Annotated in this window: 15 protein-coding genes; 14 read left to right on the forward strand and 1 reads right to left on the reverse strand. The window is 35.0% G+C overall.

The window, feature by feature from the left end:
• Window positions 1–70: 70 nt before the first annotated feature.
• Complete coding sequence (locus tag C7H19_RS10645) at window positions 71–1,390, reverse strand: TIGR03985 family CRISPR-associated protein (protein ID WP_106456859.1); 1,320 nt, start codon at window positions 1,388–1,390, stop codon at window positions 71–73.
• A 91-nt stretch (window positions 1,391–1,481) separates the two neighbouring features.
• Here C7H19_RS10645 and crn3 point away from each other — a divergent pair, with 91 nt between their 5' ends.
• The 14 genes from crn3 (at window position 1,482) to cas3 (ending at window position 16,218) form a co-directional block, all read left to right on the forward strand.
• Window positions 1,482–1,820 carry a CRISPR-associated ring nuclease Crn3/Csx3 gene (gene crn3, locus C7H19_RS10650; RefSeq protein ID WP_106456860.1) on the forward strand — a complete coding sequence of 113 codons (339 nt, stop codon included), beginning with the start codon at window positions 1,482–1,484 and terminating at the stop codon, window positions 1,818–1,820.
• A 2-nt stretch (window positions 1,821–1,822) separates the two neighbouring features.
• Window positions 1,823–2,752, forward strand: coding sequence for a CRISPR-associated protein Csx3 (locus tag C7H19_RS10655; RefSeq protein WP_106456861.1), 930 nt, complete (start codon window positions 1,823–1,825; stop codon window positions 2,750–2,752).
• A 217-nt stretch (window positions 2,753–2,969) separates the two neighbouring features.
• Window positions 2,970–5,234 carry a type III-B CRISPR-associated protein Cas10/Cmr2 gene (cas10, locus tag C7H19_RS10660; RefSeq protein WP_106456862.1) on the forward strand — a complete coding sequence of 755 codons (2,265 nt, stop codon included), beginning with the start codon at window positions 2,970–2,972 and terminating at the stop codon, window positions 5,232–5,234.
• Window positions 5,231–5,959 carry an RAMP superfamily CRISPR-associated protein gene (locus tag C7H19_RS10665; RefSeq protein WP_106456863.1) on the forward strand — a complete coding sequence of 243 codons (729 nt, stop codon included), beginning with the start codon at window positions 5,231–5,233 and terminating at the stop codon, window positions 5,957–5,959. The genes cas10 and C7H19_RS10665 overlap by 4 nt, the downstream gene beginning before the upstream one ends.
• Window positions 5,956–7,206 (forward strand): type III-D CRISPR-associated RAMP protein Csx10, encoded by a 1,251-nt coding sequence (gene csx10 / locus C7H19_RS10670; protein ID WP_106456864.1) that lies wholly within the window; start codon window positions 5,956–5,958, stop codon window positions 7,204–7,206. The genes C7H19_RS10665 and csx10 overlap by 4 nt, the downstream gene beginning before the upstream one ends.
• 2 nt (window positions 7,207–7,208) lie before the next feature.
• Window positions 7,209–7,748 (forward strand): hypothetical protein, encoded by a 540-nt coding sequence (locus tag C7H19_RS10675; RefSeq protein WP_106456865.1) that lies wholly within the window; start codon window positions 7,209–7,211, stop codon window positions 7,746–7,748.
• Between the two features lie 17 nt (window positions 7,749–7,765).
• On the forward strand, window positions 7,766–8,929 hold the full coding sequence (locus C7H19_RS10680) for a putative CRISPR-associated protein (protein ID WP_106456866.1): 1,164 nt from the start codon (window positions 7,766–7,768) through the stop codon (window positions 8,927–8,929).
• A gap of 8 nt (window positions 8,930–8,937) precedes the next feature.
• A complete protein-coding gene (gene csx7 / locus C7H19_RS10685) occupies window positions 8,938–9,792 on the forward strand; it encodes a type III CRISPR-associated RAMP protein Csx7 (protein WP_106456867.1) in 855 nt (284 codons plus the stop codon).
• A 1-nt stretch (window position 9,793) separates the two neighbouring features.
• Window positions 9,794–10,414 (forward strand): hypothetical protein, encoded by a 621-nt coding sequence (locus tag C7H19_RS10690; RefSeq protein ID WP_106456868.1) that lies wholly within the window; start codon window positions 9,794–9,796, stop codon window positions 10,412–10,414.
• 28 nt (window positions 10,415–10,442) lie between these two features.
• A complete protein-coding gene (locus C7H19_RS10695) occupies window positions 10,443–11,393 on the forward strand; it encodes an RAMP superfamily CRISPR-associated protein (RefSeq protein WP_106456869.1) in 951 nt (316 codons plus the stop codon).
• Window positions 11,390–11,827: a hypothetical protein gene (locus C7H19_RS10700; RefSeq protein WP_106456870.1), complete on the forward strand. Its 438-nt coding sequence runs from the start codon at window positions 11,390–11,392 to the stop codon at window positions 11,825–11,827. Before C7H19_RS10695 ends, C7H19_RS10700 begins: the two co-directional genes overlap by 4 nt.
• 7 nt (window positions 11,828–11,834) lie before the next feature.
• Entirely contained in the window at window positions 11,835–12,869 is a 1,035-nt protein-coding gene (locus C7H19_RS10705) for an RAMP superfamily CRISPR-associated protein (protein ID WP_106456871.1), read from the forward strand.
• A gap of 2 nt (window positions 12,870–12,871) precedes the next feature.
• Window positions 12,872–13,492, forward strand: a complete 621-nt coding sequence (locus C7H19_RS10710; RefSeq protein WP_106456872.1) for a hypothetical protein — start codon at window positions 12,872–12,874, stop codon at window positions 13,490–13,492.
• Window positions 13,492–16,218, forward strand: coding sequence for a CRISPR-associated helicase Cas3' (gene cas3, locus C7H19_RS10715; RefSeq protein ID WP_106456873.1), 2,727 nt, complete (start codon window positions 13,492–13,494; stop codon window positions 16,216–16,218). The genes C7H19_RS10710 and cas3 overlap by 1 nt, the downstream gene beginning before the upstream one ends.
• Window positions 16,219–16,249 lie beyond the last annotated feature (31 nt).

The following is a 16,249-nucleotide window of genomic DNA, read 5'->3' on the forward strand; positions in this document are numbered from 1 at the left end:
TATATCGCCGTAACCGGTATTAAAAACAAATTAACTTTGACAGACAACATGAAATCTAATAAAGTGTTTTTCAAGAACTAAAATAAAATTGTGTTTCCGCTATGATTTCTTGTCTAAATTGTTGTCGTATTTGTTCAGGGATCAACACTTCTACATTAGGTCGCCATGCCCTCAGACGATGAATTACATTAATATCGCCATCTCGATAATTAACACGATAATAAGCATCATCAGGAGAACGAAGTTTAAGTATGTTTAAGATAGTTTTCTGCTCATTATTAACTGTCGATTTTTTAATTAATTCTTGTGCTTCGTCGTAATCAATTTCTGTAAAAGTATCATGACGAAATGTATTTTTAATATATTTATCGTGGAAATTACGCCCAAATCGCAATAACATTAACTGCGACGGAAGATAAAAATCAAAACCCCAAACTTGATCTATTTCTTTTTGAATCAAATCAGTATCAGGCAGTTGATGAGGATAGGATTTTAATAATTGTTTTGGTAGTTGTGGATCTGACCAAGTTAAAGGTGTTATTTTCTCAATTCGATCTAAGCGATAATTATAATAATCCCCCTGCTGATTTGGTGTTTCTCCAAAAGCACATAAATAGAGCGCTCGACGTGAATAATATAAACAAATTGGATAGACAATACACTTCACGACTTTATCTAACTTAGCACTGTCATAAATTAACTCTACTGGTGGTGTTGGGATTTGTTGCCATAAATCTTTTAATTGTGCCTGATGATCTTCTAATCGATCTTGATTGCTCTGACTAATAATATAGTCTATTTCTAAAAAGAATCGATTAAAACCGCCAAGTGGTTCGGCAAAGTTTTTGAAGGTAATTTCTAAATCAGGATGTAACGCCGAAAAATCAGAATAAGAATTGTTTTGAGCCGAAAATTTAGGAAATTGATTAACTTTTTGATAAGTAGTCTTTGATTTGTTTAACCAACCTAACTCAACCAAAATACGCAAATCATCTTGCAAAGAACGACGAGTTACTGCAAAAAGACGAGTTTCAAGAGTATCATTAATAGTTTCATCCGAGAATTGATCATGCTGTTTAAGAGAATTGCGCCACTGCATTTCATCTTCTAAAACATTTTTCAGCCAGTCAGAAACCGTTTTACCACAATTACACTCAATACCATGAAACTGCGGTTGCTCATCAGTTGGAGGATGAGTAAAAAAAGTATTTTGCCACTCAGCAAATTTAAACGAATTGGATAGATTAAAACATTCTGAATCATCACCATATAAAATTTTTAACCATACCCAAAGACGAATCGCACGTAATAAATTTTGTTTAAGTGAACCCCGCGCCAGCCATTGTAATAACTCAACAGTCGGTATGGCATAAAATCTTAACTCAGTCATAATTAAAATTTGGAAGAGGATACATCCAAGTGTATGTTAGATTAGCAACAACTTAAAAGAGCGACTTTCTAAAGTCGCAAGCGAAAAAATCATGAGTGCAGTTTACTTAACTATTATTCCCCATATCACTCAATCTGGTATCCCCTATCAACACTTGCGTATCTCCATTTTGAATGAAAACGGTATCATTACCCCAAATGATCTTAAAGGATTAAAATTACCCAAAGAAATTGACTACAGTCAGGGAATTGTTATCGAAGGAAAAGCACCCATTTGGCTATATGGATACTTAGTGCATGAATGTCATCCCGCAGCTTGGGTAGGGTGTTATGACACTCGTTTAGGTGCAGTCGTCGTCGCAACTCATACCCCCGATGTGAATATTGCTCAAGTGTTCAAAATCAATTTACCCGACACCACTTCCAATTAACTATGACAACAAAATCCCAAGTTCAATTAGAAATTATTCAATTACAGGGAAATAACAATATTTATCAAACTCTAGCAATTAACTTACTTCAACCCCAAAGTTTAATTACTGTTGAAGAGATGTTAACCCTAGAAATACCCCAAGAACTCGATCGTACTCAAGGAATTATTTTATATGGTTCTGCTCCCATTTGGTTATATACCTATTTAATCGAGCGATTATCTTCTTATCCTTGGTTAGCTTGTTTTGATCTGCGATCGCAATCTGCTATTGTTGTTTCTAGTCAAATTTCATCATTGACAGTTGGGGACAGTATACCCATACAATTTACCACAATTCCAAACATTGCAATTATCATCGGCGGCCCACCCAATAGCGGTAAAAGTGTTTTTGCCAATGCACTGAGAAAAGATTTAGCTAAATATAATTTCAACGCAAAAGTTTACTTACATCGTGCTAATTGGGATGGAGAGGGAAACCATACTTATGAAACAGCAGAAGAATTAGCAGAAACACTCAAACAACGCAACAAAAATAAAATTCATCTCAAACCGAATGCAGAAAAATTATTACCAGAATACTTTAATTATCATGCCAAAGCTATTGCAAACATCCGTCAGGTAATCGATATCACCTTAGTCGATGTTGGTGGTAAAGCTGATATTGCTAAAAACCCCGTTATCGAACAGTGTACCCATTACATTATCATCAGCAGTGACCCCGAAGAAATACAGGAATGGCATAACCTATTTAGCGAAAAATTACAACCCCTAGCCGTGATTCATAGTGTCTTAGAAAATAAAATCGAAATCCTCAAAACTGAACCCTTTTTAGAAATCGTCGCGGGTAAATGGGAACGAAATCACGTCACGCGAATACCAGAAGTATTGCTGAAAGAGATTTTGGAATGTTCATGTAACGAAATATGTTAATCAATAATAATCATTTACATAACTTTGCTCATATTTACATAAAAAATGTTAGTTTTCCCTAAATTTTGGGAAATATAGGTGTAGTGACAGGAAAGTGTATGAGTATTCCAGAAGAATATAAAGTCGATCATCTATTTTTACTCGTTGGGGAAAATCCATTACCGAATTATGTAGCAGCTTTATTTTTTCTCTAAAAACTTTGTAAATCAGGATTTCTATGAGCAATTTGCAAGAGATAAGTGCAAGGAATATTAAAATAGCTCTTTCATGGTGTTTAGCTTGGGGCAACCAACGACAACCTCAGTTTGATCTAACCATACTAGAAAAGATGAGAGAGGCATTATTTCAAAACAAGCAACTACCAAAACAAGTACAAACGTTAGTTCAACAAGTTGAAACACTCCAAGAACTCGTTTTTCCAGACAACATAGAACAATTAAGCCGTGACTATTCTGAATTATGGCAACAAACAACGAAGATCGGATTAGTGTATGGTGGCGCAACTAAAATTAAGCAATATGTTTTTGAAAATATAAACCTCACAGATATTAGAGGTGCATCAGCATTCCTTGATAGAATTAACATTATTGATATTCCAGCTTTTTTTAAAGCCGAAACTTCATCTAACTTTCCACAATGTCAAAAGGCTGCAAAATTTTGTCAATCTGTTAGGCAAGAATTAACTCCTTATTTTCCTGAACTTTGGGGTGCTTTAATTCCAGAGCTAATTATTTACTCAACAGGTGGTAATGTATTAGCATTCTGTCCTGCTGCTTTCGTTGATAAATTAGCAAATGCTATTGAAAGACGCTATACAGAGGAAACATTAACGGCTAATTCCTGTGCCGTTGGAGAGACTTTTAAGCTACTAGAATTCCGTTTTGGATTATTACCAGATAATATGCAAGATGCTTTCTGGTTAGATAAATATCGTCAAGCTAACTCTGAAACAGATCTAGAAAAAAGAGAATTAGTGAGTGCTTATTTTGGCGCGTTAGATAATGATGAAAAATTCAAAAGTCGCAAAAGTTTTAATGAATTAACGACTAAGCTGGCAATTCTGTTTAATCAACGTCGTAGTGGGAATGATGTTCCTAATCGTCCAACTCGTCGTTATCCACCAATGTTTGAAACGCATCCTTATTTAAGAAGAGATGAAGGTGAGCGTCGTTCGGCAATCATTAAAGCTGATGAACTTCCGAGTGAACCTTATTTTTCTGAACCTTTAGCGCGTCAACATTTAGTAGGGCAAATAGCCAAACATGATGAAGAGCAACATTGGTATCAAAAAGCTAATTTGAATTGGCAGCCAGGCAAAATTCCTAGTTGGGTTGATAAATTCGAGCAATATTTAAAAGATAATAGCCTTATCGAACGATATGGGCTAGACCATCAGGAATTAGAATCAGCAAGAACTCTTAGAGAACTAGGTGATGTATATCAAGGATTTGTTGCTTATATCTATGCGGATGGAAATAACATGGGAAGTTATATCCAAAAAATTACAACTCCTGAACAATACCAACAATTTAGTCAAGATATTTTTAAGGCTACCGAAGAATCGGTGTATCAAGCATTAGCAGAACATCTTCATCCTCATAAATTACATGATTTAACTGATTTAGATAATAAAAATCGTAATGGAAAATGGATTCATCCTTTTGAAATTCTGACAATAGGGGGAGACGATGTTATGCTCATTGTTCCTGCAAATAAAGCGTTGCAAATTGCCAAAACTATAGGAGAAGATTTTGAACGTAGACTAGCAAAAACAGGTCGCTATCCTATATCGAAAGATAGTCAGCAAACATTTGTTCATCGCTATGAGGGTAAAACCTTTCAACCTGTCAAGTCGTCACTAAGTATGTCAATTGGGGTGCTGATTACAGCCAAAGATACTCCTATACATTATGCTGAAAATTTGACAAATCAATTACTAAAATCAGCTAAAAAAAGAGCAAAAGAGTTAAAAAATAATGGATATTACGGAGGCACAATATATTTCTTAACTCTCAAATCAGTAACTATGATTTCTTCAAATATTGAGCAATTTAGACAAGAAGCATTAATTAAAACACTGGGTGCAAAGCTTAAGCTTTATGCTGCACCATATACCTTCTATGAGTTAGAGGGTTTAATCGAAGTAGTTAAAGCTTTAAAAAATACTGATTTTCCTAAATCACAGCTTTATCAAATTCGTAGTCTTTTAGAAAAAGGAAAACACATTTCAATTCTTAACTACCGCTACTTTCGCTCCAAACTACAAGAGAGCAAATCAGAACTTATACAAAAATCTTTTGAAGATCCTTGGTGCAAAGCTAAGACAAATGAAGGTAATATAGCTCCTTGGATGTATGAACTTAAAGATCATATTTATGAAACAATCTGGCGAGAGATAGTAGATATTTATGATTTCATCGAAGTATCTAGCCCAAATTCTACTCCTGAACAGCAACTTACTGCTAAGGAGATTAATCGATGATTACCCTTGAGCAATTATCTAACTCAGTTGAAACACACTTAATTACGGCTATTATTGATACAGCTTTATGTGTTGGTGCGGGTGGCTCTTCAGGTTCATTAGCAGATAAACCAATTGTTCGCAATGCTGAAGGCAATTTATTGATTCCTGCATCTCAATTTAAAGGTAGGTTGCGTCATGAATGCGAAAAAATTGCAAACGGTCTTCTTTGGCCAATTTGTGAGTCTCCTCAACCTCAAACTATGTGTCCACAAAGAGCAGGTTTAGAGAAAAATTTTGAACGAGAAGAATACAAATTTAATGATAAAGAAGATACAGCGTATCACTGTTTAATCTGTCAAATTTTCGGCAACCCTGTTTTACAATCTCGTCTTCGTTGTGATGATTTAGTATGTACTGAACATCCAAACAATTTACCAGAAGTTTTACGTTCAGGGGTAACAATTAATCGCCGTCGTCGGACAGCCGAAGAGAAAAAACTTTATTTTTTGGAAACTTCTCCAGTTAATGCTCAATTAAGATTTGAGGGTGATATTCACATCCTACCCGATTGGACATCTGATCGCCCTGACTATGCTAAAGCTTTAATTTGGGCAGGATTACGACGTATTTATGCTTTAGGCGGAGGCAAATCAGTGGGTTTGGGTTGGCTTCATTGGGAACTACCTGAAATAACGATTGATGAAGATGTCTGGCAATTTTTAGGAAAAGGGGGATTACAGTGAAACAAATTGAACTACAAATTAAAGCTCTTTCACCTCTGGCAATTAGTCGCCAGAAACCAAGAGGTTCGATAAGTGAAGCAATGGACTATATTCCAGGTTCAGTCATACGAGGTGCGATCGCTGCCAAAATTTTACAAGAATCTGGTCATTATTCTAGTGATTTTTCTCACAATGGAGGAGATTTTCAATCATTGTTTTTAGGTGAAAATCCTGCAATTTTCCGCAATGCTTATCCAGCCAGCTTAAAATTTGATGATGAAAGTAATGAAATAGAAATTCAAAGTGATATTAGGGTATTACCCGCTACAGCACTTAGTTCTAAAAATAATTCTGGTTTTAAGCCTCAAAAAAATGGGGTTTTCGATACCTTAATTGATCGCTTTTGTGCAGAAAGATATGGATATATCTATGAGCCAAATTGTCCAGAAGATGGCTATAGAGTAGAGCCTTTTAGTGGATTTTATAGTGTATTCAATGAAGAATATTATAGTCATTCTATCAGCAAACGTCTTCTGACACGTGTTGGGATCAACCGTAGACGTTCAACCGCAGAAGACCAAATACTATACAGTATAGAAGTTCTCAATGAATCTAAAGAAAAAAAGGACAACCCAATCGTTTATTCTGGCTCAATTCTGATTGAAGATTCTCAGTTAGCCAATTCCCTTAAACAATTTATCGAACAACGCTGTCATGATTTTCGTATAGGTGGCTCAATGTCACGAGGTTTAGGAAAAGTTGAAATTACGGCTAGACAACCCTTTGAGGTTAGCCTAAAAATAGAAGGTCGCATTCAAAAGTTTAACAGGAAATTAAGGAAACGTTGGCAAACTTGGCAGGTTTTTAACGATACTCAAGCTGATTTATCTGACGAAAAAACTTATTTTACTTTAGATTTACAGTCTGACGCTATTTTAACCGAACAATGGCGGCGCACTACAGTCATATCTCCAGAAATGCTTAAGCAACTTCTAAATATAGAAGATTCATCTTTACAACTTCATACTGTTTATAGTAGCTATGATTACTTATCTGGTTGGAATACTGCATGGGGATTGATGAAAGATGTAGAGTTAATTACAAATAAAGGTGCAGTTTATTTCTTCAGTACCACTCAGCTTAACTCTTGGTTACAACCTTTAGAGGACTTGGAGAAAACAGGAATAGGGGATCGTACTTGTGAAGGTTTTGGTCAAGTTCGAGTTTGTGATGAGTTTCATTTAATTTTACGTGAGGAGGCTGTTTAGCTATGGAAATAATATCTCAAACATTCTTGCAAGAGCAACTTACTTTAATAATAGAAATAGAAATCGGTAGAAAAATGGATAATATTATTCCTAATATTAAAGCTCTAGCAAAAAGCTTTTCAATTGCTGAAAAAGATAAAAAATCACCTTTTAGAAATGTTTTAGCGGTTGCTAATGAATCTGGTTCATCTATCGAAATTATTAAAAACTATATTCGCTATCAAGTAGGACGTAGTGGTTCTAGCCCTATTTGGAGAATTAGCAGAGATAATAAACTATTCGCTACAGCATTACTTGAGCAGATTAATAGTCTAAATCAAGATGCTCAAAGCATTGTAGATCGTTTAAGACATTCTATACGCAGAGGAGATTTATATAACTATATAGAAAATGGAGAAAATCGTGAGCAAATCAAAAAAAATATTCACTTAAAATTGACTCAACTTTATCTCGGCTATCTAGCACGAGAACATACAGCACTTTGTGGTGAGCAAAATTCCAAAAAAGAACATGAAACTAAATCCAATCCTAAACTAGCCTAAAAATAGGAGCAAAGATTATGCCTCGTTTAGTTATTACTACAGTTGGTACAAGTTTACTGACAAATCAGATTAATCAGCGACGTGATCCTAATAATTGGTCTTCTCGGTTAAGAGAGATGGCTAATGTTACTCAAAGTACCATTAATCAACATCATCAAGATGTTAACGATATCATTCAAAAATTAAAGAAGAGAGCAGAAGATAAATTAGACAATGGCTCTACACTGGATATCCGAGAAGCTAGTGCAGAATTAAACGGTATTTATGGATTATATGATGATCAGTTGGAGCAAGGTAAGCAAGATATACATTGGTTAATTACGACTGATACAGCCCAAGGACAAGTCGCAGCAGAGATTGTCAAAGATTTTCTACAAAAGAAAAATTTTAGTGTAGATATTTATCAGCCTAAGAATCTTTCAACAGCAAGTACACAACAGTTTACTCAAGGTATTGATGATCTTCTTCAATGGATAGATGAGATAATTCGAGGGTATAAAGATTCAGGTTATACAATTTGTTTTAATCTAGTTGGGGGATTTAAAGCATTACAGGGGTATGCCAATACTATTGGTATGTTCTATCAAGCTCATGAGATGATTTATATCTTTGAAAGTAATTTAGAAGTAATTAAAATTCCACGTTTACCAATTCAAGTAGATAAATCAGTTATCAAACCTGTTCAATTTGCTATGATGGCAGCCAATGTAGGTATAGACATTAATCTTTCAGAGCTAAAGAATGTGCCAGAAACACTACTATTTATCGTTGATAAGGAAGTAACATTAAGCAACTGGGGAAGACTAACATGGAATAGTTGTAAACAAGAATTCTTGACAGGAGAGTTGTTAAATTTTCCTTATCTTATATATGAAAATTCTTTTTTGAATGATTTTAAAAGAAATAATGTAAATTCGCTGCGAAAATTAGAATTACAAGAAGTATTAGCAGAAGTTTCTGGCTCAATGGTGAAATTTAAGGGAGATAGTACACGTTTCTCACCTCAATTGCACTTTACAAGATATGAAGGACAACAAAAATGTGAAGGAGGTCTGAAAAAGAATCAACTTGATCACTTTTATATCAAAAATACTGGCTGGCGAGTAAGCTGTCTGACTAAAGATAATAAGTTACACTTACGCCACTATGGAGAGCATGATTACGTCAACAATAATCCTTAATTAATCTTATGTTTGACACTTTTAAAAATCGATTAGAAATCACAGGAACACTTATTACAGTAACAGCTTTACGCATTAGTGCAGGACGGTCATCAGAACCAATTGGTACCGATTTACCTGTGATTAAAGATGCTTTGGGACGACCTTTGATTCCAGGTTCTAGCTTTAAGGGAGCTTTGCGATCGCGTCTTGAAAATTTCCTACGAGCTATAGATTCCAGTTATGCTGAAGATCCTGCTAACTTTACTACTCGTGACAAAAACAGAGTAATTGAAGACATAAAACAAAGCTATCAAAATAATGATTTAGGATTAACCACAGCCCTGATAGGGGTTACAGATCGAGTGTCTCGCTTATTTGGTTCTCCTTGGATTGCAAGTAAATTTCAAGTCCGTGATTTAACAGTATTGCCTGATTATTGGTTTGGACAATACCAAGAAAGAGACGGTGTAGCCATTGACAGAGATACGGAAACGGCTGCCGATGGGAAACTCTATGATTTTCAAGTCGTTCCTTCTGGCACACCTTTTGAGTTTCGTGCAGTAGTAGAAAATGCCGAAGCATGGGAACTCGGTTTATTAATGATTGGGCTATATCAATTTGAAACAGAACAAATTCCACTAGGAGGAGGGCGATCGCGTGGTTTAGGAGTAGTCAGATTAGAAATCGAAAATATGAACTGGATTGATGTCGATAACGACCCAGAAAAGTTAATCTCGTATCTACAAAAATTGGTCGCTCAAGATTCCGATTTATATGTAGATGGAAAACAATTAAGAACAAATTGGACAGAAGCTTTGGTCAACCACTTAAGACAAAATCTTACTCAATCGCTCACCGTAACAGATTCTTCAGGAGGTTAAGATGGCTTTTAGTAATTATAAAACTGTAGGTGAAGTTCTGAAAACATATCAGATTACATATACCGAAGCCAACTTTATTGTTGAAACTTCTTTTGATATTTCTGATTATTTTCGAGAAGATTTAGCTTTAGTCACGCGAGAAGGAGTAGTTGATAACTCAGAGTTTGCTATTTGTGAAAACTTGATTTATCCAATTTTAAAAGAAGTTTGGAAATCCTATTACAGCAATTTTGTTTTGTGGAGTCATCAATCTCTTATTTATGACGAGGAGCTTTCGGGTTTTCCTGAATATATCTTGGCTAAACGCTCCCCTCTTGGAAAAATAGTCTTTGAAAAGCCTTATTTTTTGTTAGTTGAGGCAAAACAAGACAAATTTGACGAGGGATGGGCGCAGTGTCTAGCTGAAATGGTAGCAGCACAGCGACTAAATAATGAACAACAACTGGTGATATTTGGAGTTGTTTCCAATGGTAAAGTCTGGCAATTTGGTAAGCTTGAAGCTAATCTCTTCACTCGTAATAAAACTTTTTACACAATTCAGGAGCTAGATCAATTGTTCGCTGCTGTTAACTATGTTTTTCAACAGTGTGAAATGCAGTTAAATGATTTAGTAACCGTTTAATTAGATAAATGTCTAACAATTTTAAATTATGCACAAACGTTTAGTTAACCATTGCACTATCGACCTAACTTTAATTCCTGATGGGCCAATTTTAATTAAATCTGGTAGACAGGGGGCAGATCCTACTAAGCCCGATATGGAATTTGTTGAAACTTATTATCGAGGCAAACGTACAATCTATTTACCTGGAAGTAGTCTAAAAGGCGCAATTCGCGCTCATGCTGAAAGGATTGTGCGAACTGTAGGACAAGAAAACCCAAACAATAAAAATCCAAACATTCCTTGGGCTAGTAATCCTTTAAAAGATCAACGAGATCATTGGAAAAAGAAAAACTCTGTAGAAATATACAAATTATCTAGCTTTACAGAACAGATGTTTGGTAATACATCTATCGCTAGTAGAGTTAGAATTGAAGATGCTTACCCAGTTGATGTTACCTCATTAAATATTGAAGAAAGAAATGGAGTAGCCATAGATCGCGTTTTTGGTTCGGTAGCCGTAGGGCCATTTAACTATCAAGTTTGCACGTCTGGAGAATTTCAAACTAAAATTCACCTCAAGAATTTTACTCTAGCTCAATTGGGGCTAATTGGTTTAGTATTACGAGATTTGAATGATGGTTGGTTTGGTTTAGGTTTTGCCAAATCGCGGGGATTAGGAACAGTTAAAGTTCAATATAATTCAGCAGTTGTGCAATACCCAGGTTGTGAAGTTAAGAACAAACAAATTTATAGTTTTGCCAGTCAACAGCCTTTAGGTTCGCATACTGCTCTCTTGGGTGTAGGAGAATTTTTAATAGACAATGAATATAATTTCCCAAAACCCGACAGCCACAAAGAGACTCCTGTAGCTTTTGAACCAATGGAGTTAGGATTTGGAATACAACAAACTTGGACGGGTGAAGAACCAGTTAAATGTTTATTTAGAAAAGCAGTGCAGTCTTGGAGCTTGGTTTTACGCGGAGGTACAGCCGCATGAGTTTTGTAGGTGTAAGGCAACTTTCCACAGCCGATGAGTTGAAAGAATTATTAACTCAGCAAGCTGATCTCCATAGCTACTATTTTCTCCGTTGGTTTCATAAAGTCAGTGGTATTGTTAAAGATTTACCATCAGATTTTCCAAGTCCAGAAGGGCAAATGTTTAGTGAAAACTATGAACTACGCTGGAAACAAAATAAAAAAGGCTATGAAGTTTTACTACTAAGTGAGACTGATGCAGATTCGAGATTTACGCCTGTGGGAAAAACTTGGAAAACTCGATTAAGACCTGCACAGGTTTACTCTGATGATGAAACTCGTTTTCCAAATAAATTTAGGAACGAATGTCATAATCTAGCTCAACGCTATTTCATTGATCAACAAACTGGTACTGTACAATTTATTGCTTTAACTATAAATCTTAAAAAGAGCTAAAAATTTTATGACTAACTCATCAGAAGAAATGGATACTTCTAAGCCTTATAAATTGATACCTTTTCCCGATGAATTACCTAGCCTAAAGCCTCCTGCTGGACATGATAAATTTCTTGACAACTGTCTACATGGAACTTTATTTCTAACTCTAACTGTGAAAACGCCTCTGCATATTTCAACAGGTGTAGTCGTCATGGGAGAAGACATTAGTAACAGCAGTATCCCTTTAATCCAAACTATGACGCAGGGAGTGAAGAAAGAACTTATTATCCAAGGTAGTTCTCTAAAAGGTTGTATTAGAGCCGTGTATGAAGCACTTACAAATAGCACTCTAGGTGTCGCTTCTAAGGAAGTTCGAGATAATATATCTAATAAAAAGCGATTACCTTGCTTAAAAAAAGAAGAACTTTGTCCTGCTAGTCGAATATTTGGCGCAATGAATTGCCAAGGATTAGTTAAATTTACTGATGCTAAATGTGAGCAGGTATATTCAATCGGTTTCATGCCTTCTTTATATTCTCCCCAACCACAGTTCAGTGATAGAACTTTTAATTCTGAGTATTTTGACGATAATGAGCAAGTTAGAGGACGAAAATTTTATTATCAAACAAATAGAGCTATTGATTCAGGAGAAAAAGGAATATCAGTACAGCAAGCTGGAACTGAATATATTTTTACAACTTCGTTACAGTTTATGAATCTGAAGTCAGAAGAATTAGGAACATTGTTAATTATCTTAGGGCAAGATCCTCAATATCCAATTGCTTTGAAGGTAGGGGCAGGTAAACCAATTGGGATGGGAACAATGACAGTAGAAATAACAGAAACAAGAGTAATACAAGGTAAGAAGGAATTGTGCGATCGCTACTCTACTTATACTCCTCCAGAAACAGAGTTTTTAACTGGTAGTTTACAGCAAGAATTTATCGAGAAACAAATTAAAGCTGCTAAAAGCAATTTAATTGAGATAACACAATTAGAGGAACTTAAGAATGTTCTTGGTTATCCAACAAATCGTCAACCTCCAGAAGGAGTCTACTAATAATGATTACTGAATCATCAACTGAAGCAATGACAGATGAGGAATGGGAAATTGCTCATGCGATCGCTCATTCTCTGAGTAAAGAACAATTAAGAATTGATGCTAAATCAGATGGAATTGTTAATGAGTTTAAAAAAACAATCTCCTATTTTAGTAGTTTATCTCATCGAGAGGATGCACAGACTCATTTTTTAAGATATATAAAAATCTTAGTTGAAAATGCTGAAAACATTGGACATAGTAATCAAACTTTTGATTATTATCGTTCTCTTGAAAAGATTTATCGTAAGTATCTGCAAGACGCTCAAGTAGATACTATAAAATTACTAAAAATTATAGGATGGTCATCACGCTTGTTTCGTTATTACAAATATAATCCTATTGCAGAGGTACTATTTACGCCACTTAAAAAGCATCAATTTAAAGTGGATGATCTTCTTGATGCAAGAGTAGTCAAAAAGAACAGTAAAGGGAGCAAAGTTACTTATGAAATTCAAGAAAATCAGTATTATGAAAAAGAAACTAAAAATTTTGCAGTTATTCCTGAAAGTGGCTTAGTAAAAGTCAGAATTGTATCTTTAAATCTTGACGAAAGTATTAATCATGTGAAATTTGTAAAGTAATGATTAATTTTAACAACTATTTCCAAACTTTAACAGGATTTACACCGCGACAGTTTCAGATAGAGACGATTCAAAATATCCTGAATTATCATAATACGATTCTTCGCGCACCAACTGGATCGGGAAAAACGGAAACCGCGATCGCACCTTTTCTCTTTGCTAAATCTTTTAATTATGATTTTCCAAATAAGCTGATTTATGTTGTTCCTTTACGGACTTTAGCAAATAGTTTACGTCAGCGTGTACAGAAATATATTGACAAATGGCAAGCTATTTACCCTCTTTCTCGTCGTTTAGTTGTTACTTTACAAACGGGTGAAAATCCAGAAGATCCCTGTTTTGAAGGGGATATTATTTTCTGTACGATCGATCAGATGTTAAGCAGTTTTCTCAATATTCCTTTTTCAGTGGGTAGAGGTTCAGCTAATGTTAATGCAGGAGTATTTTTTACCTCTTATTTAGTGTTTGATGAATTACATTTATTAGATGCCGATCGCGCTTTTACAACCGTTCTCAAAGTGTTACAACAAATTAATGGTCTCACACCTTTTCTATTAATGACGGCAACTTTAACCGATGAACTTGTACAGCAAGTTAGCACAGAAATTAATGATAGTCAATTAAATTTTATTAAAGTTAATGATTCGGATTTGTTAGAAATTGAAGGCGATCGTCAACGATATTTTGATGTTATTTCGACTCCTTTAAGTGCAGAAGTTATTTTAAATGATATTCAGCAAAATCAACGTAAGCGAGTCATAGTTATCTGTAATACTGTTTCTCAATCTCAAGGATTATTTAGAGATTTAGACGAATTAAATGAAGCAGGAGACTTAGATATTACTTTACTCCATTCTCGGTTTTTACCAGAAGATAGAGCTAAAAAAGAGAAGTATCTTACAGAAAAGTTTTCTCAAGATTCTTTAGATGATGGAATTTGTTATGTTCTAATTTCTACTCAAGTGATTGAAGTAGGTTTGAATATTACTTGTGAGGTGATGCACACTCATTTATGTCCGATGAATAGTCTACTTCAGCGCGTAGGAAGATGTGCTAGGTTTAGAGGAGAAAAAGGAGAAGTTTATATTTATCAATCGATTGAATTTTCAGCAGTTAATCTAGAATTAGCGGAACAAGATTTAGAAGATGAACCCGATAAATTGATACTTGGTAGGGGTTTAGAAATAAAACCAAATTTAGAAACCACATCCAATTTAGAAAATAAACCAAATTCACCTACCAAACGAAAGCGTTTATATCCACCCTATGAAAATGATGTTTGTGAACTGACTTGGAATGTTTTACAGACGCATAACCCGACAGAAAAAATTACTTTTAATCATGAAACAAATTGGATTAATCAAGTACATTGTAGCGAAGATATTAAAAACTTTGAACGACGCAAAAATAATCGTGGTGAGTTTGAGCAAAATTGGGATAAAGCTGTGTTTGCAGGAGAACAATCACAAGCAAGTAAGTTAATTCGTTTAGTAGACAATCGTACTGTTTTTATCTGGGAAGATCAAGCGATTATTATTGATGGTGATGCTGATGATGATCAAGTTGATGTCAGTAAGCTACCTGTGTTCTCTATTCCAAAAACAACTTTATGTAAGGTTTATCAGGATGTCAAAGGTGAGGGTTATCGTCGAGGTTGGATTTTTGGTAAAATCTGTTATCGAAAAAGTGAAGATAAAGAAGGTTATACTCAAGAATCTAATATCCCTATTTCTTCTTATTCCGAGTTGGTGAGTAGTCCTAGATTACTTTTAAATCAAAATTATGCTTATTATGATAACCAAATTGGTTTAGTTATGGGTTTAGATGTTGAACGGTTTAATCTAGATTCTCATAAAAGTCAATTTAGTTTATACCAAAAACAGAAAAAACAAAAATTGAGTGAGTATCGCTATCACATGGATACTTATATTGGACATTTGGGGATGATGTGGACTTGTTGGAATAAATCTTTTATTTCTAATGATGGTAAAAATTTGATCAGTGTGAAAGATGAACTTTTATCCTTTGGTGGTAAGTTTATCCAAGTTAAAATTTTTCCTCATGTTTCCCGACAAGATGCTGCGGTTTTGTTTGAATGCTTAGTATTTTTGGCTATTTTGACTCATGATTTGGGTAAGTTACAGATTAAATGGCAAGATTGTATGAGGGGATGGCAAACGATCGCATACAACACATATCATGGTAAAGATCCTAAATCCTATCTACTTGCCCATACTGATTATAATCCTGATGATCGGGAACAGAAAAAGGCTTTAAAAGATCATGAAAAACGGAATAAACGTCCTAACCATGCGGTTGAGGGTGCATTTATCGCTCAAGAAATTTTAGCAGAATCTCTAGGAGTATTGTTAGAGGATTTTCAAGCAACAGAGGAGCAATTTACTAATCTTATACAAATTATTCTAATGGCTATTGGTCGTCATCATACTGCTTGGGCGATGGGATGGAAATCAGTTGATCTAGCAAAAATAGGAATAGTGAAATTACATCCTGATGCAATAAAGATTATAGAGCAAAGTTGGAACCGTCTTTTACCCTCGCATTTACCCCTACAACCTGCTACTATTACCCAACTCTCTTACCCGTTAGAAGAAGTTTTTAGTTTAGATGACATCACCAGTGATGATGAGGAGTTTTATCAATTGTACCTGTTAGTAGTGCGGGCTTTACGTTTATGCGATCGTCGTGCTGTCCAACTTCAGTAATTTTTCGGAAGAATATACTTCCGAGACAGAT

The sequence above is a fragment of the Aphanothece hegewaldii CCALA 016 genome (genome assembly GCF_003007785.1).
Classification (GTDB): domain Bacteria; phylum Cyanobacteriota; class Cyanobacteriia; order Cyanobacteriales; family Microcystaceae; genus Chroococcus; species Chroococcus hegewaldii.